The sequence below is a fragment of the Actinophytocola sp. genome, assembly GCF_035634895.1.
In the GTDB taxonomy this organism is placed as follows: Bacteria; Actinomycetota; Actinomycetes; order Mycobacteriales; family Pseudonocardiaceae; genus Actinophytocola.
Genome location: NZ_DASQCC010000094.1, coordinates 23,193 through 46,199 on the forward strand (window position 1 = coordinate 23,193; position 23,007 = coordinate 46,199).

At 70.0% G+C, this 23,007-nt stretch carries 20 protein-coding genes and 1 rRNA gene; 5 read left to right on the plus strand and 16 right to left on the minus strand.

Going from position 1 to position 23,007, the window contains the following annotated elements:
- Positions 1–46: 46 nt before the first annotated feature.
- Entirely contained in the window at positions 47–577 is a 531-nt protein-coding gene (locus tag VET29_RS12910; RefSeq protein ID WP_324919532.1) for a M48 family metallopeptidase, read from the minus strand.
- A gap of 123 nt (positions 578–700) precedes the next feature.
- Between VET29_RS12910 and VET29_RS12915 the strand changes: the two genes are divergently transcribed.
- From VET29_RS12915 to VET29_RS12925, 3 genes are all read left to right on the plus strand, one after another.
- A complete protein-coding gene (locus VET29_RS12915) occupies positions 701–1,807 on the plus strand; it encodes a TOMM precursor leader peptide-binding protein (RefSeq protein WP_324919534.1) in 1,107 nt (368 codons plus the stop codon).
- On the plus strand, positions 1,797–3,104 hold the full coding sequence (locus tag VET29_RS12920) for an ABC1 kinase family protein (RefSeq protein WP_324919571.1): 1,308 nt from the start codon (positions 1,797–1,799) through the stop codon (positions 3,102–3,104). The genes VET29_RS12915 and VET29_RS12920 overlap by 11 nt, the downstream gene beginning before the upstream one ends.
- Positions 3,105–3,194: 90 nt before the next feature.
- On the plus strand, positions 3,195–4,079 hold the full coding sequence (locus VET29_RS12925; protein WP_324919536.1) for a hypothetical protein: 885 nt from the start codon (positions 3,195–3,197) through the stop codon (positions 4,077–4,079).
- A gap of 587 nt (positions 4,080–4,666) precedes the next feature.
- Here the strand turns inward: VET29_RS12925 and VET29_RS12930 are convergent.
- The 6 genes from VET29_RS12930 to VET29_RS12955 all read right to left on the minus strand — a co-directional run bounded on the left by VET29_RS12930 (position 4,667) and on the right by VET29_RS12955 (position 10,435).
- Positions 4,667–4,858 (minus strand): hypothetical protein, encoded by a 192-nt coding sequence (locus VET29_RS12930; RefSeq protein ID WP_324919538.1) that lies wholly within the window; start codon positions 4,856–4,858, stop codon positions 4,667–4,669.
- Positions 4,859–4,874: 16 nt separating this feature from the next.
- Positions 4,875–5,756 (minus strand): class I SAM-dependent methyltransferase, encoded by an 882-nt coding sequence (locus VET29_RS12935; protein WP_324919540.1) that lies wholly within the window; start codon positions 5,754–5,756, stop codon positions 4,875–4,877.
- Positions 5,757–5,838: 82 nt separating this feature from the next.
- Positions 5,839–6,405: a DUF742 domain-containing protein gene (locus VET29_RS12940; protein WP_324919542.1), complete on the minus strand. Its 567-nt coding sequence runs from the start codon at positions 6,403–6,405 to the stop codon at positions 5,839–5,841.
- Between the two features lie 890 nt (positions 6,406–7,295).
- On the minus strand, positions 7,296–7,523 hold the full coding sequence (locus VET29_RS12945; protein WP_324919545.1) for a hypothetical protein: 228 nt from the start codon (positions 7,521–7,523) through the stop codon (positions 7,296–7,298).
- On the minus strand, positions 7,520–7,891 hold the full coding sequence (locus tag VET29_RS12950; RefSeq protein ID WP_324919547.1) for a WhiB family transcriptional regulator: 372 nt from the start codon (positions 7,889–7,891) through the stop codon (positions 7,520–7,522). The genes VET29_RS12945 and VET29_RS12950 overlap by 4 nt, the downstream gene beginning before the upstream one ends.
- Before the next feature lie 459 nt (positions 7,892–8,350).
- Positions 8,351–10,435 (minus strand): ATP-dependent DNA helicase UvrD2, encoded by a 2,085-nt coding sequence (locus tag VET29_RS12955; protein ID WP_324919549.1) that lies wholly within the window; start codon positions 10,433–10,435, stop codon positions 8,351–8,353.
- Positions 10,436–10,508: 73 nt separating this feature from the next.
- Between VET29_RS12955 and VET29_RS12960 the strand changes: the two genes are divergently transcribed.
- On the plus strand, positions 10,509–11,237 hold the full coding sequence (locus tag VET29_RS12960; protein WP_324919551.1) for a DUF4191 domain-containing protein: 729 nt from the start codon (positions 10,509–10,511) through the stop codon (positions 11,235–11,237).
- A 336-nt stretch (positions 11,238–11,573) separates the two neighbouring features.
- On the opposite strand, the gene VET29_RS12965 is transcribed toward VET29_RS12960, so the two are convergent.
- Together VET29_RS12965 and VET29_RS12970 are read right to left on the minus strand one after the other, a co-directional pair.
- On the minus strand, positions 11,574–13,568 hold the full coding sequence (locus VET29_RS12965) for a sensor histidine kinase (RefSeq protein WP_324919553.1): 1,995 nt from the start codon (positions 13,566–13,568) through the stop codon (positions 11,574–11,576).
- 80 nt (positions 13,569–13,648) lie between these two features.
- The gene (locus VET29_RS12970) at positions 13,649–14,125 is read right to left on the minus strand and encodes an RDD family protein (protein ID WP_324919555.1); all 477 of its coding nucleotides are present in this window, start codon (positions 14,123–14,125) and stop codon (positions 13,649–13,651) included.
- 175 nt (positions 14,126–14,300) lie between these two features.
- Here VET29_RS12970 and glnA point away from each other — a divergent pair, with 175 nt between their 5' ends.
- Entirely contained in the window at positions 14,301–15,725 is a 1,425-nt protein-coding gene (gene glnA, locus VET29_RS12975; RefSeq protein ID WP_324919557.1) for a type I glutamate--ammonia ligase, read from the plus strand.
- A 62-nt stretch (positions 15,726–15,787) separates the two neighbouring features.
- Here glnA and VET29_RS12980 read toward each other — a convergent pair whose 3' ends face one another.
- The 7 genes from VET29_RS12980 to rrf form a co-directional block, all read right to left on the minus strand.
- Positions 15,788–16,693, minus strand: coding sequence for a carbohydrate kinase family protein (locus VET29_RS12980; protein ID WP_324919559.1), 906 nt, complete (start codon positions 16,691–16,693; stop codon positions 15,788–15,790).
- On the minus strand, positions 16,690–17,346 hold the full coding sequence (locus VET29_RS12985; RefSeq protein WP_324919561.1) for a class II aldolase/adducin family protein: 657 nt from the start codon (positions 17,344–17,346) through the stop codon (positions 16,690–16,692). The genes VET29_RS12980 and VET29_RS12985 overlap by 4 nt, the downstream gene beginning before the upstream one ends.
- 7 nt (positions 17,347–17,353) lie before the next feature.
- Complete coding sequence (locus VET29_RS12990; RefSeq protein WP_324919563.1) at positions 17,354–17,761, minus strand: acyl-CoA thioesterase; 408 nt, start codon at positions 17,759–17,761, stop codon at positions 17,354–17,356.
- Positions 17,762–17,783: 22 nt separating this feature from the next.
- Positions 17,784–20,738: a bifunctional [glutamine synthetase] adenylyltransferase/[glutamine synthetase]-adenylyl-L-tyrosine phosphorylase gene (locus VET29_RS12995; protein WP_324919565.1), complete on the minus strand. Its 2,955-nt coding sequence runs from the start codon at positions 20,736–20,738 to the stop codon at positions 17,784–17,786.
- A gap of 1 nt (position 20,739) precedes the next feature.
- Complete coding sequence (locus VET29_RS13000; protein ID WP_324919573.1) at positions 20,740–21,480, minus strand: type 1 glutamine amidotransferase; 741 nt, start codon at positions 21,478–21,480, stop codon at positions 20,740–20,742.
- A gap of 103 nt (positions 21,481–21,583) precedes the next feature.
- Entirely contained in the window at positions 21,584–22,444 is an 861-nt protein-coding gene (locus tag VET29_RS13005) for a GNAT family N-acetyltransferase (RefSeq protein ID WP_324919567.1), read from the minus strand.
- A gap of 428 nt (positions 22,445–22,872) precedes the next feature.
- A 5S ribosomal RNA gene (gene rrf / locus VET29_RS13010) occupies positions 22,873–22,989 on the minus strand.
- Positions 22,990–23,007 lie beyond the last annotated feature (18 nt).

A 23,007-nucleotide genomic window follows, 5' to 3' on the forward strand; every position in this document is an offset into this window, starting at 1 on the left:
TCCCACCCAGATCCATCTACTCCCCCATCCCCCGCCGAGCAACGGATCAGTCCTCGGCCACCACTCCCAGCCCGGCAGCCGCCGACAACCCCTCCAGGTAGCCGATCGCCCGCTCGGTCCTCGGGTACTCCCGAACCAGCTCCCAGAACTTCGCATTGTGCGCAGGCACCAACAAATGCGCCAACTCGTGCACGAGTACGTAATCGAGGACCCATCCCGGCACCGACCTGAGGTGCTCACTCACCCGAATCGTCCCGTCCCCGGGCGTGCAGGATGCCCACCGCGTCCGCATCGGCGGCACCCAGCGCACGCTCTTGGGCATGGCCAGCCCTCGCAGGTGCTTGGCCGACAGTTCGGCGCAGCGACGTAACAGCGTCTCGTCCGACTGCTTCGTCGACGGCAGCTTCCGCGGTTCACCCTTCAGCAGTTTGCGCTGCATCTCGGCGACCCAATGAGCCTCCTCGGCCTTGGACAGCCGGGCAGGGATCAACACGACCAGCGTGTCGCCGTCGCGGTACGCGGTCACGGTGCGCGTGCGGCGCTTGCTGCGCCGCACCTCGACTCTGGATTCGGCCACGGCTGTCACGTTACGACTCCCCGCCGACAATTCGGAGTGGCTTCCCCGACATGGCCTTCGGTACCTGGGCAAGCCTGTGGATAACGATTTCGTCGCCGCCGGATCGTGGGTGAACCTGTCCACATGACGAAACGACTGCCGGCCCGTCCGCGTGTGGTGGGCGGTCTGCCGGTCCTCCGCCGCAAGCAGGGCGAGCTGCAGATCGGGCTCGACCCGCGGCATGCCACGGTGGTCGGCGGCCTGCCGGACACGGTGGTGGCGGCCGCCCAGCGGCTCACCGGTCACCGCACGACCACCGACCTGCTGGACGGCTTGGCCCCGGCTGATCGCGACGGCTTCACCGCGCTCCTCCAGGTCCTGTTCGAACAGGGGTTTCTCGAGGACGCGGCGGGAGTGCCGCCACGCCGTCCCGGTGAGGCGTGCGCGTCGGCGGTACAGGCGCTGCACACCGACGTCCCCCCGATCGAGCGGGCCGACCTGGGGCTCGTCGTGCGTGGTGACGGCCGGCTGGCCGTCACCGTCGCCTCCCTGCTCGCCGGCGCCGGTGTCGGCTGGGTGCACGTGTCCGCGTCGGGCTCGGTCCAGCCCGAGGACGTCGGCACGGGTTACCTGCCCGACGACGTCGGCGTGCCGCGCCGAGTGGCCGCGCGGCGGGCGGTGCGCCGGGCGTCGCCGAACGTGCGCACCGCCCCGTTCGGGTCCGCGCACAGCCCTGATCTGGTGGTGCTCACCGATGCGCTCGTGCCGCGGCCGGAGGAGGTCGACATGTTGACCACCGCGATCATGCCGCACCTGCTGGTCCGCGTCCGGGACACGACGGGCATCGTCGGCCCGTTCGTCGTACCCGGGCTCACGAGCTGCCTGCGCTGCGCTGACCTGCACCGATGCGACCGCGACGAGTGCTGGCCGCAGCTGGCCGTCCAGCTCGCGGGCCAGGCGCAGCTCACCGATGTGGCCGGCACGCACGCGACGGCGGCGTTCGCGGTCACGCAGGCGCTCGACGCGGCGGCCTGGCTGCGTGGCGGATCACAGCCGCCCGCGACGTGTGAGGTGAGCATAGAATTGGATCTACGGGGCGTGACCGTGCGGCATCGTGGCTGGTCACCGCATCCGGGATGTGGGTGTGGGGTGGCCAGCAGACGGTCCGGCGATCAGTCGCACTCCACCAAAGTTGCTGCGGACACTGCCGAGGAGTTGAGACAATCGGATCGTGACGGAGATGCCTCGTAAGACGGCGGCGCGTACCGCGCGACTCGCCAGCATCCCGCTCGGAGTGGCCGGCCGAGCGGTCGGCGGGTGGGGAAAGCGCCTGGTCGGGCAGAACGCCGACCAGGTGAGCGCCGAGCTGTCCGCCAAGACCGCCGAGCAGTTGTTCGCCGTGCTGGGCACCCTCAAGGGCGGCGCGATGAAGTTCGGCCAGGCTCTGTCCGTTTTCGAGGCGGCGATCCCGGACGAAATGGCCGAGCCCTACCGGGAGGCCCTGACCAAGCTGCAGTCGGCGGCCCCGCCGATGAGCAGCCAGACCACGCATCGGGTGCTCGCGGAGCAGCTCGGCCGCAAGTGGGCCGAGCGGTTCAGGTCCTTCGAGGACACGCCGGCGGCGGCCGCGAGCATCGGGCAGGTGCACAAGGCGGTCTGGCACGACGGCCGCGAGGTCGCCGTGAAGGTCCAGTACCCGGGCGCCGACCAGGCCTTGATGTCCGATTTGCGGCAGTTACAACGCTTCAGTCGGTTGTTCCAGGCGCTGGTGCCGGGCACCGAGGTCAAGCCGCTGTTGCAGGAGCTGACCGACCGGATGAGCGAGGAGCTCGACTACCGGTCCGAGGCCGGGCACCAGCGGGCGTTCGCTAAGGCGTTCGACGGTGACCCGCACGTCGTGGTGCCGAAGGTGGTGGCCAGCGCCCCGAAGGTACTGATCACGGAGTGGATCGACGGCAAGCCACTGGCGGCGGTCATCCGCGACGGCGACCGCACGGAACGTGACCTGGCCGGTTACCGGCTCGCCGAGTTCCACTACTCGTCGCCGGCCCGGGTGGGGATGCTCCACTCCGACCCGCATCCCGGCAACTTCATGCTGACCGAGGACGGCCGGCTGTGCGTGATCGACTTCGGCGCGGTGGCGCAGTTGCCGGACGGTCTGCCGCCCGCGCACGGCCGCATGATGCGGCTCGCGCTGGAGGGCCGGTCGTGCGAGCTGCTTGACCTGCTGCGTGAGGAGCACTTCATCCGGGCGGACGCACGGCAGCAGCCCGAGGCCGAGCACGTGTACGCGTACCTCGCGCCGTTCGTGGAGCCGCTGCAGTCGGAGACGTTCCACTTCACGCGGCGGTGGATGCAGAAGCAGGCCTGGCGGGTGAGCAACATGCGTGGCCAGGACTTCCGCACGGGCCGGTCGTTGAACCTGCCGCCGCAGTACCTGCTGCTGCACCGGGTGCTGGGCGGGTCGACGGGGATCCTGTGCCAGCTGGACGCCGAGCTGCCCGTACGCGAGTTGATCACGCGCTGGCAGCCGGGCTTCGCGGCCTGACTCGCACGAAAGTCCCATTCGCTCGCACTCGTCATCCCCATCCCCGCCCCACCCCTTCAGCCCGCACCCCCGCACGCCGACGACCCAGGCATGCACGACGACCTCTCCCCCGCCGACAAGGTGATCACCATCGCCGAGCTGCGGGCACACGGAATGACCAACCACGCGATCAGCACACGCTGCCGGCCGTCCGGCCCGTGGCAACGCATCCTCCGTGGCGTCGTGCTGATGAGCGCCACCCAGCCGACGCGCCGCCAGCGGTTACGGGCCGCGGTCGCGTACGCGGGTCCGGAGTCGGTCGTCTCCGGAGTCGACGCCATGCGCGCCCACGGTGTCGATGTGCCGCCGTCGGCGGACGTACTGGTCCTGGTTCCCGCCCGCCGGCGGCTCGCCAGCAGCTCGTATCTGGCGGTCGAGCGCACGATCAGAACACCGAGGCCGGTGATCCTGGCCGACCTGCCGTACGCGCCGCTGCCCCGTGCCGCGCTGGACGCGGCAAGACGGGCGGCCAACTCCGAACAGCTGCGCGCACTGCTGGCCGCGGCGGCGAGCCTGTGCCCCGTGGCCGCCTTACGTGCCGAGCTGAACGCGGGCAGCCAACGCGGCACGGCCGAGGTCCGCAAGCTAATGACCGACGACCTGATCGAGACGACCGACGTGCTCCCAGTGGCGGACGCGCTGGCGAAGCGAGCGCTGCGGTCGACGGCGTTACCGCCACCTCGCTGGCACGTGCCGGTCTACGACCACACGGGGATGCTGCTGGGCATTCCGGATGCGTGGTGGCCCGAGATGTCGGTGGCGTGGAACGTGGTCACGCAGGCCCGTCACCACGACCCACGCATCTGGGCGGCGGGCGGCGTCACCCTCGTGCGCACCGACCCGCAGCACCTGCACGCCAACCCGGCCAACGCGACCTCGGAACTGCTCGCGGCCTACGCGAAGGCCGCGGCGAACACCCGACGCCGTGCGAGCTAACGCTGTGACCGGTTGCGTTCACCGCCTTGTCGGTGTGACTGGTCGGCATGGCTTGCCGGTGTGGCTGGTCGGGGTGGCGGTGTGGCTGGTCGGTGTGGCTGGTCGAGCCGGTGGCCAGCGCGGCCGTGCGCTCAGCCGCTTCCGCGGGGCGCGATGCTCTGACGGCGCCTGGTCGGTTGGGAAGTGGGCCTTCCGGCAGCCCTTGGGTGGCAGGCGGCCGGGACGGATCAGGCGCAAATACCGCCAGATCACTTGGAGGAACTCCGGCATCGCTTCCGCGGCGGCGAACGGTCGAAGACCGAGACCGCGTCTCGGGCCGACCCAACCGACTCGTCAGCATTCTCCACGGATGCCTAACCCGACACCGTCTACGACAAAGGCCGCCGCATGCCTAATCGCACCAACAACGCCACAACTTGACGTCTACACCCCTTTGAAAGACGAAAGCCCCACCGGTTGCGCGTAAGGGCCGGGCGCACAGCTGAATTGCGCGACTGCCCAGCTGTCCCGGACAACGACCAGACCTGATGAACCTTCGCGATCAAGCACTATCCGTTGCCTGTTCTCACGATTGGAGACGACATGATTCACCAGTACTCGTCGGGGAGCTTTCCCTCGATGTTGCGCACGTGGGTGCGCGCACACGCCAGGCACAGCCAGCTGAGACCGCCCTCGTCGTGGGTCATCACCCAGGCGAGCGCCTCCGCTGGTGGCGCATCGGCGCGGGACCGGTCGCACCGTGCGCAGCGCACGGGTGCCGGGTCGGGCTCGTCGACCATGGCATGCAAGCCTACGTCAGCCGGCCTTCTGTCCGAGGTAGACAGTCGAGGCACCGAGAATGAACACGTCGTCCCGGGCACCGACGTACGCATCGTCCGCGGGGTCGAGCAAGCGGGCCACCGTCGCGTGGTCGGACTCGGAGAGCCCGTCCTCGCCAACCCCGGACATCCAGGTCAGCCAGTCCACAACGGACTGCCGGACCTCCGCCGAGGCAGGGGCGGGGTGGTCGATGACGTAGCTGAACGAGGACACCCCGGTCAGTCCGGCGGCTTCGAGTGCCTTGTTCCAGCCGACCGGAAGAGACTTCACACCGGGCATCTCGGCACGCATGCCGACGAACCAGACGTCGCGTGCCGCGGTCAGCCGGCTGCCGAGCCCCGGCTCGCCGATACCCAGGTCCCATGGCAGGCACCTGGTGGCGAGCCCACCCTCGGACAACGCCAACCAACCACCCGGCGCGAGTACCCGCGCCAACTCGTCAATGGCCAACTGCTGGTCAGGGAGGTGATGCACCACTCGTGATGCCCACACCAGGTCGGCCTTGGGCAACAAGTCCGCCAACTGGTCACTTGACGCGTCCGCGCGAACGGCGTCGACGGCCACCGGCGTGCCGGCGGCCACGTCGCGCACGTGTGCCGTCGCGGCGTCGAGCAGTTCGGGGACCGCATCGCTGAGCACGACCCGGCCACCGCCATGAGCGGCGAGCGCACCGGCGAACGCGGCACTCATGCCACCGCCACCCGACCCGATGTCGACGATGACCGGTTCGGCGGTGGCGGCGAGGATGCCGACCAACCGGCCCGCGACCTGGCGGTCGGTCTCGGCGTCGATGTCGTCGGCCCGCCGCATCGAGGCGAGTCGGGTTGGCCAGTCGATGTTGTCGTGGGTATGCGCCATGAGCTCGACGCTATCGGGCACAGCGTGGCGACCGTGTCTCAAAAACGACGCGGTAGAAGGGTGACGTCACACAACGACGTCGTCAGAGGCCGCGCAACCCGACGAGTACGCGCCGCATGAAGTCGAGGTCGGGCGCACCGTCACCGGTAGACCCGGCGGTCGGGTGCACGACAACGAGACCGGCGGCGGCGAGGTCGCCCAGGAGCACGCGTGCAACCCCGAGCGGCACCGACAACAACGCGGCAACCTCGGCGACCGACCGCGGCTGGAGGCACATGTCAACGATCATGCGCCGGTGGTGGGTGGTGAGCACCTCGTCGAGCGCGGCGAGGCTGGGCTGCCCACTGGTGGACACAAGTGCCTCGAGAGCGAGGTCATGGCTGGACCGGGTGCGCCCACCGGTGTGCGCATAGGGGCGAACCAACGCCCCGGCCCAGGGCATGACGATCTGGACGGTGCGCTCCGCGGACTGCTCCGGCGTGGGCTCGCCCGGCGGCGTTGGAGGCGGCGCGTCAACGACGACGGGCGTGCTGCCGGTGTCGTTCTCCTTGGCGTGCCTGGCTTTACGCCCGGAGTAAGGCCCGAACCGAGCCCCAATGGGTCCGGCGACGTCCTCGTCGCCCGCACTGCCGGCATCACTGCCGTCCACGCCGGCGGACGAGCCCGAGGCGTGCCCGGAGGCGGCAACAACCTCAGAGGCAGAGGCGAAGACGGAGGCGGTGGTGGAGGAGGGGGGCGGGGCGGGGGCGGGGGCCCGGTGGGAAGTCGAAACCGCAGGGGTCCCGGTCGGCGAAGAAGTTGCGGAAGCCGGATGGGTCTCGGAAGCCGGATGGGTCTCGGGAGCCGGGTGAGTCCCGGAAACCAAGTGGGGTGCGGAAGCCGAGCCGGTTGTGGCGGGAGGGTGGGTTGCCGAAGCGGGGTGGGGTACCGAAGCAGAGCGGCTTGCGGAGGCAGTGGGGGTGGCGAAAGCCGATTGTGTGGCGGAACCGGCGGACGGCGGGTCTGACGTGCGAGCCTGCTCGGCGATCCAATCGGCGGCCGGAGTGGGAGCCCACTCAGGGGTTGGTGCCGAGACCTGGCCGGCTGGTGCGGTCCGATCGGCAGGTGGCCAGTGTCCCTGCGGTTGAGGGCCGGGCCGGGCTTGGGCGCTGTGCGTCTCCGCGGCGGGCGGCTGCCAGTCGGTGTCCGCCGTCGGACGGTCGTCGGCGGTGAGGGCGGTCGGGTCGGTTTGCTCCAGTACGTGTGCCGACGGGAATCTGGCTCCGGTGCGGCCCACCACGGTGGTTCGCTTCTTTTTGGTGTGCCGCCGGTTGGCGGTCGTCACGTCTCGAGCACTGTCGTCTCGTGTCATCCCCGCCCCGCTGGGAGCAAACCTCGAGCTTCGAACCAACCCGCACGATACGGGCGATGGGTCCTCGGTCGGTGACGGGAATGTTTCCGGCGCGTTCCGCGCCCGAAAACGGGCCCACGAAGCGGATCGCCCGCCCCGGGCCGGAGCCGGGGCGGGCGATCAACTTTTCTTTGGCCGTACTGGTTGAACTAGAGCAGGTCCTCGGCGCGCTTGGCGCGTCTGGCCGCCCATGCCGAAAGCCTTTCCCAGCGCTTGGCTGCGTTCAACCGGCGGACCAGGCGCTGCTCAGCAGCTTCCTGTTCCGCCTCGCGCATTCGTTCTCTTGCTAGATTTTCGTAGAGCAACATTGTCCTGTTTCCCTCTGGGTTCATCAGGTTTCGATGGTTGGTCGGCTGGTCGACTCGCCGCGGGTTCATGCCGCCGCCTCCTGGGCGCGGGCCGCACGCTCGGCCGCCTCGCGGGCGACGTCCTCCTTGCGCGGACGGCCACGTGGCCGCTTGCGGGCGATCACGACCCCACGCTCGAAGATCTCGCCACCCCACACGCCCCACGGCTCCTGCCGTGCCAGCGCGCCGGCCAGGCACTCCGCGCGGACCGGGCAGTCCACGCACAGTCCCTTGGCCTGCTCGAGGTCGGCCGGGGTGTCGGCGAACCACAGGTCGGGGTTGTCGCCCGAGCGGCAGGGCAGGTCGAGCCCGGCCGTCTGGGCGGCGTCGAACAGCTCACTCACTCCGAGCAGATCCGGTGGTGCCCCACCCGAGAGTGGAACAGTCGCGGTACTCATCAGGGTTGACTCCTTGATCGGTTTTCTTCTCTTGTCGCGGTTACCTGAAAAAACACGAAGGCCGCGGATCCGTTTCCGGGTCCGCGGCCTTCGTGAGCCTTGGGTCTTGACCTGTCGGTCAAGGCCTTCGCTCATGAGTTGGAGCGGACGCATGTGACGGGTAATCGATGGCCTGGGTGTGCACCCGAACAACGGTCAGTTCCGTACGGAACCGCTTGCGCTCGACAGCCTTGGCACCATTACCGAGGACGGCGCCGGACACACTGGTCCCCCAGAACGCGGGCATGGGCGGCGTGGTCATGGGGTGACCCGGGGTGCACTTGATGAGAGTCAAGTTCCTCACGATGGCCACCTCCCCACTGTCCTCGATGATCTTCAGGCCTCCCGGCCTGGCTACTGTAGGCTATTAGGCCCGGTCAGGTCCGTGCAACCAGTTTTTCGAGACTTCGCACAAATCTGTTACTCGTCACCCGATGGGGCAGCGCCGGCCAGCAACGCCAGGACCTCGGAGCCGAACTTCTCCAGCTTGCTCGCGCCGATACCGGCGATGGTCACCAGCCCGGCCGAGTCGGTTGGGCGCTGCTCGGCGATGGCGGTCAGCGTGGCATCGGTGAACACCACGTACGCAGGCACTTTGAGGGTCCGCGCCCGCTTGGCCCGCCACTCCTTCAGCCGCACCAGCAGCTCCTCGTCGACGTCCGCGGGGCACGACGAGCACCGGCCGAGCTTCGTCGCGAGCGTGCCGACGAGCTGTCCGCCACACACTCGGCACCGCGCGGGTTCGACACCGCGTTGTTGACGGGCGCGTGTCAGTCGCGAGGTCGGGTGGTCCTCCGGGATGAGCCCGTAGAGGAACCGGCTGCGCCGCCTCGGCCGGCGGTTACTCTCCGAACGCGCGATAGCCCACGAGAGCGACAGGAACTGCCGCGCCCTGGTGACCCCGACGTACAGCAGGCGCCGCTCCTCCTCGATCGCGGCGTCGTTGCCGTCGGCGTGCAGGATCGGCACCGTGCCCTCGACCAGGCCCACGAGGAACACCGCGTCCCACTCGAGGCCCTTCGCCGCGTGCAGGGACGCGAGCGTCACGCCCTCGACGGTCGGCGGGTGCTGCGCGCGGGCCCGCATGTCCAACTCGACGACGTACTGCTGAAGGTCCGCACCCTCGACGGTCGCCGAGAGCTCCTCGGCCAGCTCGACCAGCGCCAGCAGTGACTCCCACCGCTCGCGGGCCGAGCCGCCGGCGGGCGGCTCGTCGGTGAGGCCGAGCGGCGTGAGCAACTCGCGGACCAGCTTCGGCAGCTCGCCGGTCGGCGTGCGTGCGCTCGCGGTGCGCAGCGCGGCCATCGCCTGCCGGACCTCCGCGCGGGCGAAGAACCGCTCGCCGCCGCGCACCAGGTAAGGGATCTCCAGTTCGGACAGCGCCTGCTCGAAGCTCTCTGACTGGGCGTTCACCCGGTACAGGACGGCGATCTCGCTCGCTGGGGTACCGGCGTCGAGCAGCTCGGAGATCTTCCTCGCGACCGCCGCGGCCTCGGCCGCCTCGTCCTCGTGCTCGGCGAACGCCGGGTCGGGCCCGGGCGCGCGCTGGCCGATGAGCCGCAGCCGCGACCCGGCGGGCCGGTCACGCGCGGCGCCGATCACCCGGTTGGCGAGCGACACGACCTCGGGGGTGGACCGGTAGTCACGTTCCAGCCGCACGACGGTGGCGTGCGGGAAGCGGCGCGCGAAGCCCAGCAGCGGCTTCGCGGACGCGCCCGCGAACGAGTAGATGGTCTGGTTGGCGTCGCCGACGACGGTCAGGTCGTCCCGCTCGCCGAGCCACGCGTCGAGCACGCGCTGTTGCAGCGGCGTGACGTCCTGGAACTCGTCGACGACGAAGCAGCGGTAGCGGTCCCGAAACTCGTCGGCGACCAGCGGGTGCTCCTCCAGCGCGGCCGCGGTGTGCAGGAGCAGGTCGTCGAAGTCGAGCTGGTTGGCCTTGGTCTTGAACGACTCGTACCACCGGTAGACCGAGGTGACCTGCTCGGCCGGGATGGGCGGCTGCCGGTGCAGGCGCGCGACCTCGGCGGCGTAGTCGTCGGGGCTGACCAGTGACGCCTTGGCCCACTCGATCTCGGCGGCGAGGTCACGCAGCACCTCGGTCTCGGTGCCGGCGCCGGCCTTGTGCGCGGCCTGGCTGACCAGCCGCAGCTTGCCCTCCAGCAGGTCCCACTGCTGCCCGCCGACCACGCGCGGCCAGAAGTACCGCAGTTGGCGGAGGGCGGCGGCGTGGAAGGTGCGGGCCTGGGCGCCGTGGATGTCGAGCGCACGCAGGCGGGTACGCATCTCGCCCGCGGCGCGGGACGTGAACGTCACCGCGAGCACCTGACCAGCGGCGACGTGTCCGGAATGGATGAGGTGCGCGATGCGATGCACGATCGTGCGGGTCTTGCCGGTGCCGGCGCCGGCGAGGACGCAGACCGGGCCGCGGGGTGCGTGGATGGCCGTCAGCTGATCGGGGTCGAGGCCGGCGGTGTCCGTGGCAGCGATCGCTAAGGCACCCATGGCGGATCATCCTTACAGATCGTCATGCGCATGGGTGCGATGGACACGAGGTCGGCCCCGTATCCTGGTGGTTATGGCTCAGAAGGTGGACAAAGCGGCAGCCGCCGAGGCGAAGAAGGCTCGGAAACAAGAGTCCAAGGCCAAGCGGAAGCAGATCTTCCAGGCGTTCAACATGCAACGCAAGGAGGACAAGGCGCTCATCCCGATCATGCTCGGCGCCTTCCTGGTGGTCGCCGGCGTGCTGTTCGGGCTGGGCTTCGTCTGGGGTATCCAGTGGTTCCTGCTGCCGGTCGGCATCGCGCTCGGCCTGCTCGCGGCGGTGATCCTGTTCGGACGGCGGGTGCAGAAGAACGTCTACACCAAGGCCGACGGCCAGCCGGGTGCGGCGGCGTGGGCGCTGGAGAACATGCGTGGCCGCTGGCGCGTGACGCCGACGGTCGCGGGCACGACGCAGCTGGACGCCGTGCACCGGGTACTGGGCCGCCCGGGTGTGGTGCTGGTCGCCGAGGGTGCGCCGCACCGGGTGAAGGCGCTGCTCGCGCAGGAGAAGAAGCGGGTGTCCCGCGTGATCGGCGACACGCCGATCTACGACTTCATCGTCGGCAACGAGGAGAAGCAGATTCCGCTGCGGAGGCTCCAGCAGACGATCATGAAGCTGCCCAACAACCTCAAGCCGGCGGAGATCGACACGCTCGAGAAGCGGATGTCGGCGTTGGCGGCTCGTGGGGCTCAGATGCCGAAGGGACCTCTCCCTCAGGGCGCCAAGATGCGGAACGTGCAGCGGACGATTCGCCGTCGCTGATTTCGCTGGTGTGGGGGCTGGGTGGGTGCCGAGGGGTTGGTGGGTGCCGGGGGTGAGGTGTGGCATGGGCTTGGCGTCGGGCTGGGGTGGGCGTGATGGGTTGGGGCTGTCAGGCGTTCGCGTGGCTTGGCATCGGGGTTGAGGTTGGGCGTGGCTGGTTGCGGCCCGTCGGGCGTTGACGGGCTTGGAGGCTGGGTCAGGCAGGGCGGGTTGCGGCTGCAGGGCGTTCGCATGGCTTGACACCGGGGTTGAGGTTGGGCGTGGCTGGTTGCGGCCGTCGGTGTTTGGTGCTCTGGCGCGGGCTTCGTCGTCGAGGGTGGCTTCGCCGTCTCGGGGTCAGCCTTGGCCGGCTGGTGTGATCAGGGGGAGGACCGCCTGCACGGCTGTGCCGTCGTTGCCGCTGCGGAAGGAGAACTCGCCGGCTATCTCGCGGGCTCGTTGGGCCATGAAACGCATGCCCATGCCGTGCCTGCCGGCGTCCGTGGGGACGCCTACGCCGTCGTCGGTTATCTCGACCAGTAGGCAGCCGCCGTCCATTCGGACTGTTACCTCGGCTCGGGTGGCCTGTGCGTGGCGGACCACGTTGGTCAGGGCCTCGGCCACGATGCGGTAGGCCGCCACCTCCACCCGCTTCGGCAGTGCCAGGTCCGCGGGCAGTGCCGTCTCCACTCGCATGGACGGGCCGGACAGGAACACCGCCAGTTCCTTCAGTGCGCCCGACAGCCCCAGCGCGTCCAGCTCCGGTGGGCGTAGGCCGTGTACGACCCTCCGCAGTGTTCTCAGTGCCTCGTCGATGCCTTCCACCGCGCGGTCCAACAGGCCCAGTCCGGTGGAGTCCGCCGGTAGCGAGGTGCGTACCGACTCGATTTGTAGGCGGGTGCCGGCCAGGGTTGGGCCCACGTTGTCGTGCAGTTCGCGGGACAGCCTGGACCGTTCCTCCTCGCGTGCGGTGACCACCTGCTCGCGGGAGCGCAGCAGCTCCTCGTCCAACCGCAGTGCCGCCAGTACCGGGGCTATCTGGTCGGCCAGGGACGCAAGCGCTTGCGCCATCGTCTCGTCCAGGTAGTCGGCCGTGGGCAGGACCGCCAGCTGCCCTACTTCCAACCCTCGGTGCCGCAGTTCGAAGGTGCTCAGGTCGGTCCCGTCCGCCGGTCCCACCTGGGCCAGGCGTCGTCGTCCCGACTCCGTGGACAGGTCCAGGCGGGCCATGCGCAGCGGTAGCGACCGCACCACCTGCTCGCACACCGCCGCCGGCACCTCGGTGGCGTCCAGGTGGTTGCGCATCCGGTTGCCCAGGCCCACCGCCAGCTCCACCACATCGACCCGTCGGCCCCAGATCACCGATCGCACCCAGCGGATCAGCAGCGCCGCCACCGGAAACAGCAGGGCACCCACCACCCCGCCGGCCAGCGTCGATGGCGGCACGACCGTCGTCACCGCCGCGAATCCGAGCAGGTAGGTCGCCAGGAGTGTCCCCGTCACCGCTACGCCTACGATCGCGCGTCGCACGGTCAGGTTCAGGTCGTACAGGCGGTCACGGGTTACCGCCACCGCGATCGCCAGCGGCACCAGTACGAACGCCACCACCTCCAGGCCGCGGTCCAGCACCGGGGGCAGCCCACCCGAGACGCTCTCCCGCACCACCGCCTGCGCGGCGCCGAACGCGAAGGCGCACAGCAGCAACGTGATCCGCCGGCGGCGGACGCCGGTCGCGTGCAGCCAGCGCGACAGGAGTCCAGCCACGGCCAGGGCGGTCGTGAACAGCAGGACGTACTGGCCCGTCGTCAGCAGCGGGGCCGCCAGCGCCGGGCGTGCCAGCGGGTTCGACACGACGTACCTGCCGGCGAAGTCTCCGTCGTCGAAGGCCAGGCCAACGCAGTAGACGGCCGTGCCGGCGACGGTCAGTCCCACCGCCCACCACCAGCGGTGGCTCGGCAGGCGGCCGTCGGGGTAGATCATCGGCAGCAACGTGGTGATGGCCCAGATCGGCGGGGCCCACAGCCAGGACTGGATCCACATCAGCGTGCCCACGCCGGGGGCGGCCGGCGACTCGAACGATCCGGTCAGGACCGTGACGAGCAGGCCCACGCCGTCCCAGGCGGCGATGCCCAGCATCATCCAGCCAAGGACGTTGTCCGGTTTGTGCCAGATGACCAGGACGCCCATGGTCGAGAAGAACACCGCGACGGCGATGTTCAGCGGGACCGGGTCATAAGCGGAGTAATGCCAGGCGTCACCCACCTGGGTGATCACCGCTGAGGTGATCGCGGTGCCCAGGCCTAGCAGGGCAAGAGTCAGCGCGACCCCATGCCCTCGATGGTGGCCAGGCATGTCCGGCTCCTCCGGGGCGGCGGGAAAACTCGGCCGTCGGTCGCACATCGTAAAGGGGGCAATAACTCCCGGTCAGCGGCCTAACGGGTACGGACGACCACCGTTCCGGTGACCTTGTCATGCAGGCCCCGGCCGTCGGCGTCGGCCAGCGCGGCCGGCACGACCAGCGCGGTCAGCAGCGTGCGGGGGATCGCACGCAGCAGGTTGACCATCGCGCTGCCGTCCACCCGGACGGCCCGGAGGCCGAACAGCAGCTTGCCGGGAGTGAAGCCGAACAGGCCGATCATCACGACCGTGAGCACGAACCACACGATCAACGCGATGTAGTTGAACTGCTGCATCTGCGCGGTGTCGTTCGCGTCGAACCGGACGAACAGGCTGGTCGCGAGCGCCGTGAGGACGAAGTCGACCAGCAGCGCGCCGAGCCGGGCGCCCCGGCCGGCCACCGCGCCGGGTCCGTCCTTGGGCAGCCCGAGGCGCTCACCCGGCCACTCCTGGTCCACGCCGCCCGGCTCGCCGACTCCGCCGGACAACCACGAACCAGTCACTCTGCTCACACATCCAGGGTAGAACCTCGTGCTTCTAGCCCATTCAGCTGGCATGCTCAACCGCGGCTCGCGTATATCCGACGTCGTTAACATCGGCGAAACATTGAGGTGATGGTCGGGCAACACCACACTCATAGCTTGACCGCGAGCGCCCCGGCAAAGCAGAGGTAAGGAGCCTACGAGCGTGTTCAACAATTCCGACGAGGTCCTGAAGTTCATCTCTGACGAAGAGGTGAAGTTCATCGACGTCCGGTTCTGCGACCTCCCGGGCATCATGCAGCACTTCACGGTACCGGTGCAGTCGTTCGACGCCGGGACGATCGATGAGGGTCTCGCCTTCGACGGCTCGTCGGTGCGCGGGTTCCAGGAGATCCACGAGTCGGACATGCTCCTGCTGCCCGACCTGGCCACCGCGCGGGTGGATCCGTTCCGGGTCGAGAACACGCTCATCCTGAACTTCTTCGTGCACGACCCGCTCACCCGCGAGGCCTACAGCCGGGACCCGCGCAACATCGCGCGCAAGGCCGAGCAGTACCTGGCCGAGTCCGGCATCGCCGACACCGCGTACTTCGGCGCGGAGGCCGAGTTCTACGTGTTCGACTCGGTGCGCTTCGACAGCGCGGAGAACGGGTCCTTCCACGAGATCGACTCGATCGAGGGCTGGTGGAACACCGGCGCCGACGAGGAGGGCGGCAACCGCGGGTACAAGACCAGGTACAAGAGCGGCTACTTCCCGGTGGCGCCGACCGACCACTACGGCGACCTGCGCGACGAGATCACGCTGAACCTGATCGGCTCCGGCTTCACCGTCGAGCGCGCGCACCACGAGGTGGGCACCGCAGGCCAGGCCGAGATCAACTACAAGTTCAACTCGCTGCTGCACGCGGCCGACGACCTGCAGCTGTTCAAGTACATCGTCAAGGGCACGTCGTGGGAGAACGGCAAGACCGCGACCTTCATGCCCAAGCCGCTGTTCGGTGACAACGGGTCCGGCATGCACTGCCACCAGTCGCTGTGGAAGGACGGCGAGCCGCTGTTCTACGACCAGAGCGGCTACGCGGGCCTGTCCGACGCGGCCCGCCACTACATCGGCGGCCTGCTGCACCACGCGCCGAGCCTGCTGGCGTTCACCAACCCGACCGTGAACTCCTACCACCGGCTGGTGCCGGGCTTCGAGGCGCCGGTCAACCTGGTGTACTCGCAGCGCAACCGGTCCGCCTGTGTGCGTATCCCGATCACCGGCGCCAACCCGAAGGCCAAGCGCATCGAGTTCCGCTGCCCCGACTCGTCCGGCAACCCGTACCTCGCGTTCTCCGCGATGGTGATGGCCGGCCTCGACGGGATCAAGAACAAGATCGAGCCGCCAACGCCGATCGACAAGGACCTCTACGAGCTGCCGCCCGAGGAGGCCAAGGACGTCGCGACCGTGCCGGCGTCGCTGGACGCGGTGCTGAACAGCCTCGAGGCCGACCACGACTTCCTGCTGGAAGGCGGCGTCTTCACGCCGGACGTGATCGAGACCTGGGTCAGCTTCAAGCGTGAGAACGAGATCGACCCGCTGCGGCTGCGCCCGCACCCGTACGAGTTCGCGCTGTACTACGACGTGTAGTACCCCGAGGCGACGGCCCCGTCAGTCGAGGAACGACTGGCGGGGCCGTCTCCATGAAACCGTCACAGCGCGTCGGCGGCCGCCAGGTCGAAGTCGCCGTAGGCGCTGCCGAGGCCCTGCGCGACGAGTGCCGCGGCCGCACAACCCAGCACGGCCGCGTCGTGTGGTTCGCGGCCCTGCTTCGCGCCGACGACGAACCCGGCGGAGAACGCGTCGCCGCAGCCGGTGGTGTCCACGACCTTGACGTCGAACGCCGGTACGTCCGAACCGCCCGCGGCGGTGACCACCCGCGCGCCATCACCGCCGCGGGTCACCGCGACGACGCCGACGCCGGCCGCCACGAGCTTCGCGCAGCCACCGTCCAGACCGGACTCGCCGGTGAAGCCCAGGACCTGGTCCTCGTTGGGCAGGAAGTAGTCCACGTACGGCAAGAACGGCTCGATCAACGCGAAGCTCCCGAGCGAGCCCGGCGCCAGCAGGTCGACCGACGTGCTCACGCCGTGCTCGCGCGCGAACCTCAGGATGCGTGTCGCGTTGTCCGGCCCCAGCAGCTCCGGGCCGCCGAGGTGCAGGTGGTCGGCCTCGGCGAGCGCGTCCCACGGCACGTCGTCGGGGCTGTAGGTCGGGTTCGCGCCGAGGAGGTGGAAAGCCGGGCGGTCGCCGTTCGGGCGGATGGGCAGGACCGAGGCGGACGTGGGCACGCCGTCGCGGCGGACGAGGAACTCGGTGTCCACATCGGCCTTGCGCAGCAGGTTCACCAGCAGGTCACCGGTCGGATCGGTGCCGATCGCGCCCGCGGTGCGGACGGTCGCGCCCAGCTTGGCGAGGGTCAGCGCGGTGCCGCCTGCCGTGCCGGCCGCGGACATCTCGATGCCCTCGACCAGCACGCTCCCCTGGCCGTCGGGAATGGCCTCGACCGGTCGCACGAGTACGTCCAGCACGTGGACGCCCATCGTGATCACGTTCATTCGTCGTCTCCGTTCACCGGTTGCGGCTTTCCGTACCGCAGAGTCAACGCGACCTCGATGATCGCCTGCTGCTGGGCCAGCGTCAGCACCTTCGGCGTGCCCAGGGCGGACGCATGTTCGTAGAGCGTGCATCCCCATTCGAGGAGGAACGTGCGCTCCAGTGCCTCGGCGAGGGTCGCACCGCGGGTGACCGCGCCGTGGTTCGCCATCAGCACGGCGTTCTTGTGGGTCATGGCCTCGGACACGGCGCCGGCCAGCTCGGGCGTGCCGAAGGGATGGAAGGGAACCACCGGCACCGCGCCGCCCAGGTCGAGCAGCTGGTAGTGGATCACGGGCAGCTCGTCCAGCACGCACGCCAGCGCGGTCGAGGCGGGCGCGTGGGTGTGGACGATCGCGCCGTCGCCGAAGCGGCGGTGGACTCCCAGGTGCAGTCCCGCCTCCGAGGTCGGCCGCAGTCCACCCTCGACGATCTCGCCGGACAGGTCCACCACGGTCACGTCGGCGAGTGTCGCGTCCGCCATCACCAGGCCCGTCGCGGTCAGCGCGACCAGGTCGCCCTGCCGCACGCTGAGGTTGCCCGCGGTGCCGGGCACCAGGCCCTCGTGTGCCAGCCGGTGGCACGCGGCCACGATCTGGCCGCGAATCTCGTCCATGCCGGGGCTAGTCGTTCATCGTCGCGACGTCGAAGCCGGCCGACGCCAGCACTTCGCGCGGGTCGGCGTGCAGCTTCCGCGCGTCCAGGTCCATCATCCCCATCACGCAGTAGACCTCGGCGGACAGCGTGCCGTCCGCCTTGGTGATCAACTGTTCGAGGGTGAAGGTCTTGCCGTCGCCGAACTTCGCCGCACACGACACGTCGAACTCCTCCTGGTCGCGGAGTTCGCGGCGGAAGTTCACCGTCGTCGACAGCAGCACCGGGGCGGTCCGCCGCTTCGTGTAGAGCAGGTCCCAGTCGCAACCCGCGACCAGGAAGCCCTTGGTGCGAGCCACTTCCGCATACTGGTGGTACACGGCGTGGTTGACGTGCCCGAGCGCGTCGAGCTCGTAGCCCCGCACCTCCAGTCGCATGCTGAACGCCACCGGTCCCCTTTCAGTCCTCGTAGAAGAGTCGTTCCACCACACCGCGGGCGCGGCGCAGCGTGCGCCGGTAGGAGTCGAGGAACTCACCGGGCTCGGCCTCGACGTCCCGGCGGATGACCGACGCGACCGCCGCGAGCTCCCGGCCGGACGTGGGCGGCTGGTCGGTGAACTTGCCGCGCACCAGTGTCGCCGCGTTGCGCACACGGGTCACGAGCAGCCACGCCTCCCGCAGCTCCGCGGCGTCCCCGGGGGCGACGAGGCCGGCGTCCACCGCGGCGGTCAGACAGTCCACCGTGGAGGTGGTGCGGAGGCTGAGGTGCTCGTGCGCGTACCGCAGCTGCAGCAGCTGCAGTGTCCACTCGATGTCGGCGAGGCCGCCGCGACCGAGCTTCGTGTGCGTGGCCGGGTCGGCGCCCCGCGGCAGCCGCTCGTTGTCCACGCGGGCCTTGATGCGCCGCACCTCTCGGATCTGGTTGGCGTTCAGGCCGCCGTCGGGATAGCGGACCGGGTCGATCATCTGGATGAACCGGGCGCCGAGGTCCTCGTCGCCGGCGATCGGGCGGGCACGCAGCAACGCCTGCGCCTCCCACACCTCCGACCACTGGCCGTAGTACGCGCGGTACGACTCGAGCGTCCGCACGATCGGGCCCTGCCGGCCCTCCGGCCGCAGGTCCACGTCCACGTGCAGTGCCGGGTCCTGGCTCGGCGAGGACAGCAGCCGCCGCACGGTCTGCGCGACGTGCGACGCGTACTTGATCGCGTCCTCCTCCGACGCCCCGTCCGCCGGCTCGCACACGAACAGCACGTCCGCGTCCGAGCCGTACCCCAGCTCCGCGCCGCCGAGCCTGCCCATGCCGATGACCGCGATGGTCGCGAGCCGCGTCCCGTCGGCGGCCGCCTCCGCCCGGTCGACGACCGCGAGCGTCGCCTGCAGCACCGCCGCCCACACCGTCGACAGCGCATGGCACACCGTCAGCGTGTCCATGAACCCCAGCAGGTCCGCGGCCGCGATGCGCAGCAGCTCGTGCCGGCGGAACGACCGCGCGGCGGTGACCGCGTTCGGCAGGTAGCTGTGGCGGTTCACCGCCTGGCGCAGTGAGCGCGCCGACTCGTCGGGGTCGCGGCCGGCGAGCCGGTCCTGGTCGCCGAGCAGCTGCAGCACCTCGGGTGCGCGGATCATCAGCTCCGGCACCAGCTTCGACGTGCCGAGCAGCATGGCGAGCCGCTCGACGACCGCCGGCTCGTCCCGCAGCACCCGCAGGTACCAGGGAGTCGCGGCGAGCGCCTCGGACACCCGCCGGTACGCGAGCAGGCCGCCGTCCGGGTCGGGGGTGTTGGCGAACATGTCGAGCAGTGCCGGCAGCAACGCGCTCTGGATGGCCGCGCGCCGGGACACCCCGGCCGTCAGCACCTCGATGTGACGCAGCACGCCATCCGGCGCCGTGTAGCCGAGCGCGGCGAGCCGGGCCTCGGCCTGCTTAGCGGACAGCCGCAACGCTTCGGTCGGCACGCGGGCGACGGCTTCGAGCAGCGGGCGGTAGAACAGCTTCTCGTGCAGCCGGCGGATGCGGCGCAGGTGCCGACGGAAGTCCTCGAGCAGCACCTGCGACTCCGGCTTGCCGCGTGCCGACCTGACGCCGGCGGCGCGGGCGAGCCAGCGCAGCTCGTCGGTCTCGTGGTCGGCGGGGAACAGGTGCGTGCGGCGCAGGCGCTGGAGCTGGAGCCGGTGTTCGAGCAGGCGCAGGAAGCGGTAGCTCTCCGCCATCTCGGCGGCGTCGGTGCGGCCGACGTAGCCGCGGTCGCCGAGCATGGCGAGTGCGTCCACCGTGGACCCGAGGCGTAGCGCCTCGTCGGTCCGGCCGTGCACGAGCTGCAGGAGCTGGACGGCGAACTCGACGTCCCGCAGGCCGCCGCGGCCGAGCTTCAGCTCGCGGTCGAGCAGCTCAGACGGCACGTGCTCCTCGACGCGGCGGCGCATGGCCCGCACGTCGTCGACGAAGTTGTCCCGGTCGGCCGCCGTCCACACCATGGGGCGCACGGCGGCGAGGTAGCTCTGGCCCAGCTCGATGTCGCCGGCGATGGGCCGTGCCTTGAGGAGCGCCTGGAACTCCCAGGTGCGGGCCCAGCGCTTGTAGTAGCTGACGTGGCCGTCGAGGTTGCGGACCAGCGGGCCCGCCTTGCCCTCCGGGCGCAGGGCGGCGTCGACCTCGAAGCACGCGTTGGTGGCGACCCGCATCATCGAGCTGGCGATCCTGGTCGCGACGTCGAGGTCACCGTCGGCGACGAACAGCACGTCGACGTCCGATACGTAGTTCAGCTCGCGGCCGCCGGTCTTGCCCATGGCGATCACGGCCAGCCGGCACGTTCCGCCGGCCGCGCCGGCTTCGGCCTCGGCGGCGGCGAGCGCGGCACGGATGCCGGCCTCGGCGAGGTAGGTGAGGCGGGCGGTCGTCTGCTGGTAGTCGGGCACCGGGAGGTCCGGCTCGATGAGGTGCGCCAAGTCGTCGGCGGCGATCTCCAGCAGGAGGCCGCGGTAGGCGGCACGCAGCTCGCGGACCGGCTTTTCGTTCGCGACGGCGGCGAGCAGCGTGTCCGGGTAGGTGGCTGGCGGGCTCTGCCGGTCGGTGAGCAGGCGGCGCCACTCGCCGGGGTGGGCGACCGCGAAGTCGCCGAGGGCGGTGGACGCGCCGAGCACCGACAGGAGGCGGGCCCGTAGGCCGCGGTCGGTGGCGAGTGCCTGGTTGAGCCCGCGCCAGCCGGCCTCGTCGCTGGTACGCATGCGGTCGAGGGTGCGGAGGGCGAGATCCGGGTCGGGGCTGCGGGACAAGGCGACGAGCGTCGGCTCGTACTCGCCGACCGGTGCGTCCGCACCCCACCAGCCAGCGGCGCGTAGGTCGTCGCGGGCGCGGTCGTCGGTGAGGCCGTAGCGGGCGATGGAGACGTGTGAGCGGACGGGGTCGGACATGTCAGTGCTGGATGAGCGGTAGCGGCGTGGTGGCCGGCGAGAGCTCGCCCGCGGCCAGCTTGACGAACAGGGCCGCGAACGGGCGCCAGGTGTCCTCGATCTCGGCGTGGACCTGGACGAGACGGTTGTGGTCCAGGTCGCCGGGACGCGCGAACTCGGCGGTGTCGGGTGCGCCGGCGGCCCAGGCCTCGATCTGCTCGGCGGTGGTCTCGATGTGGAACTGGAGGCCGTAGGCGCAGCGGCCGACCCGGAACGCCTGGTTCGGGTAGAGCGTCGAGGAAGCGAGCAGCGCGGCGCGGGCGGGCAGCCGCTGGATGATGTCGGCGTGGAACTGCATGACGTCCGGCATGAACGGCATGTCGGCGAAGAGCGGGTCCTGCCAGCCGACGTCCCGCTTGGCGACGAGCAGCGGCCCGACCTCGGGACCGTCGGGACCTTTGGTGACGAGCCCGCCGGTGGCGACGGCCAGGAGCTGCGCGCCGAGGCAGATGGCCAGGGTCGGCAGCTGGCGGGTCGTGGCCTCGGCGAGGAGGCGGCGCACGTCGGCGAGCCACGGGAAGTCGAGGTCGTCGGTGGCGCCCATCGGCCCGCCGAGACAGACGAGGCCCTCGTACCCGGCCGTGCTCTCCGGGAGGTTGTCGGGGCCACGGGTGTCGAGCGTGGCGCCGGCGCCGGTGAGCCAGTCGCCGAGCGGACCGATCGGGTCCTGGTCGTCGAGCTGGATGACGAGCAGGTGAGGCAGTGTCACGACCGCGCCTCGCCCTCTCCTCGTCGGCTCTCGAGGGCCGTGCGCCGGTCGTTGCGCCGGTCGTTCGGTGTTCGATGGTTCGCTCCGCAAGCTCCGCTCACGTGGTCGAGGGTAGCCGGGCGAAGTGAAGCTCCGACGAGTCGTACACCGGTCGGTAGCCGATGTTCTGGTAGATGGAGTTAGAGGTGGGGTTGGCGAGGTCGGTGAAGAGGATCACGTCCCGGGCGCCGGCGTCCCGAGCGTGCCGGGAAACGGCGGCGGTGACGGCCGAGCCGTAGCCGTGGGCCCGATGTTCGGGTGGGGTGTAGACGGGCCCCACACGGGACATGCCGTCGATCGGGCTGGAGGCGCACGCCCACGAGACGGGTTGGCCGCGGTCCTCCCAGAGGATGACGCTGTCGCCCAGCTCGAGCAGCCGCCGGATATTCGCGGCGTCCTCGGTGTGGTCGCGTTGTTCGGGTAGGGCCTCGGTCGAGAAGGCGTTCCGCCACTTGATCAGCAGGTCGATGTCGTCCTCGGTGGCGACCCGCGGCCGGCCGGGGACCGTGGGCTCCAGGAGCTGGTCGAGCCGGTAGAGCCGCCCGGCGAGGACCTCCTTGGTTGTGCCGCCGGTCACTCGGGTCCAGGCGGTGCCGAGCGCCTCAACGTTCGTCCGGGGACCGCTGGCGCCGGGAAGCCCCGGGTCGATCTCCAGCCATCGGGTGAGGAAGGTCTCGAGTAGTGCGGGGTCGGCGGGCAGGCCGCTGGAGACGAGCGGCCACGGTGGGGTGCGGAAGACAACACCGATGAGGTCGCCGTCGTCGTGAAGTGTCGCCATGAATGGCGCGTGGGCACGTGTCATCGTGAGGAACCGAGCCATCACGGTGAGGGCGACGGTATGCCAGAGGGTGTCCCGGCGGTAGAAGGACTCGGCGATGGCCATGAAGGCCTGCGGGTCCTCGTGGCGCTGCACGTCCATGCCCAAGGTTGACGCGACACACCGGACGGAATCCACCGAATTTGCCGCCCGTCCTGAGTTGGCGGGCACCCAAGCGACGCGGCCATGCGGCCAGCTGGCAGCAACGTCGAGCTGGATCCGCGGACCCGGCCAGGCCGGCGACCACACGGAAACAAGGCGCGAGGCACGAGGCCCGAGCGACACTGGCGACCGGGACCGACCCGAAAAGCTCGCTGCCCGGCACGATCGACATCGAGCCGGGCAGACACATGCTCTTGGTTTGCCAAGGCGCTCGGCAGCAGCCGAGATCAGCAATGGTGGTATCTGATTGGTGCTGGGCGAATCATTCACGCCCAACAGCCATCCACGCCCGGCCAACAGGGCGCGCTCAGAAAGATGCATGAAATGCCAAGACGGGCCCCGCAATACGGGGCCCGTCTTGAAAGTATGTCCGGCGGTGTCCTACTCTCCCACACCCTGGCGAGTGCAGTACCATCGGCGCTGGAGGGCTTAGCTTCCGGGTTCGGAATGGGACCGGGCGTTTCCCCACCGCTATCGCCGCCGAAACACTATGAAACAACCAC

Coding starts and splice junctions, on each gene's coding strand:
- VET29_RS12915 (WP_324919534.1), top strand. CDS start 701: ATGACGAAACGACTGCCGGCCCGTCCGCGTGTGGTGGGCGGTCTGCCG.
- VET29_RS12995 (WP_324919565.1), bottom strand. CDS start 20,738: ATGTCCGACCCCGTCCGCTCACACGTCTCCATCGCCCGCTACGGCCTC.
- VET29_RS12985 (WP_324919561.1), bottom strand. CDS start 17,346: ATGGACGAGATTCGCGGCCAGATCGTGGCCGCGTGCCACCGGCTGGCA.
- VET29_RS12990 (WP_324919563.1), bottom strand. CDS start 17,761: ATGCGACTGGAGGTGCGGGGCTACGAGCTCGACGCGCTCGGGCACGTC.
- VET29_RS12920 (WP_324919571.1), top strand. CDS start 1,797: ATGCCTCGTAAGACGGCGGCGCGTACCGCGCGACTCGCCAGCATCCCG.
- VET29_RS12930 (WP_324919538.1), bottom strand. CDS start 4,858: ATGGTCGACGAGCCCGACCCGGCACCCGTGCGCTGCGCACGGTGCGAC.
- VET29_RS12950 (WP_324919547.1), bottom strand. CDS start 7,891: ATGAGTACCGCGACTGTTCCACTCTCGGGTGGGGCACCACCGGATCTG.
- VET29_RS12960 (WP_324919551.1), top strand. CDS start 10,509: ATGGCTCAGAAGGTGGACAAAGCGGCAGCCGCCGAGGCGAAGAAGGCT.
- VET29_RS13005 (WP_324919567.1), bottom strand. CDS start 22,444: ATGGACGTGCAGCGCCACGAGGACCCGCAGGCCTTCATGGCCATCGCC.
- VET29_RS12955 (WP_324919549.1), bottom strand. CDS start 10,435: ATGGGTGCCTTAGCGATCGCTGCCACGGACACCGCCGGCCTCGACCCC.
- VET29_RS12925 (WP_324919536.1), top strand. CDS start 3,195: ATGCACGACGACCTCTCCCCCGCCGACAAGGTGATCACCATCGCCGAG.
- VET29_RS12935 (WP_324919540.1), bottom strand. CDS start 5,756: ATGGCGCATACCCACGACAACATCGACTGGCCAACCCGACTCGCCTCG.
- VET29_RS12945 (WP_324919545.1), bottom strand. CDS start 7,523: ATGAACCCGCGGCGAGTCGACCAGCCGACCAACCATCGAAACCTGATG.
- VET29_RS12965 (WP_324919553.1), bottom strand. CDS start 13,568: ATGCCTGGCCACCATCGAGGGCATGGGGTCGCGCTGACTCTTGCCCTG.
- VET29_RS12980 (WP_324919559.1), bottom strand. CDS start 16,693: ATGAACGTGATCACGATGGGCGTCCACGTGCTGGACGTACTCGTGCGA.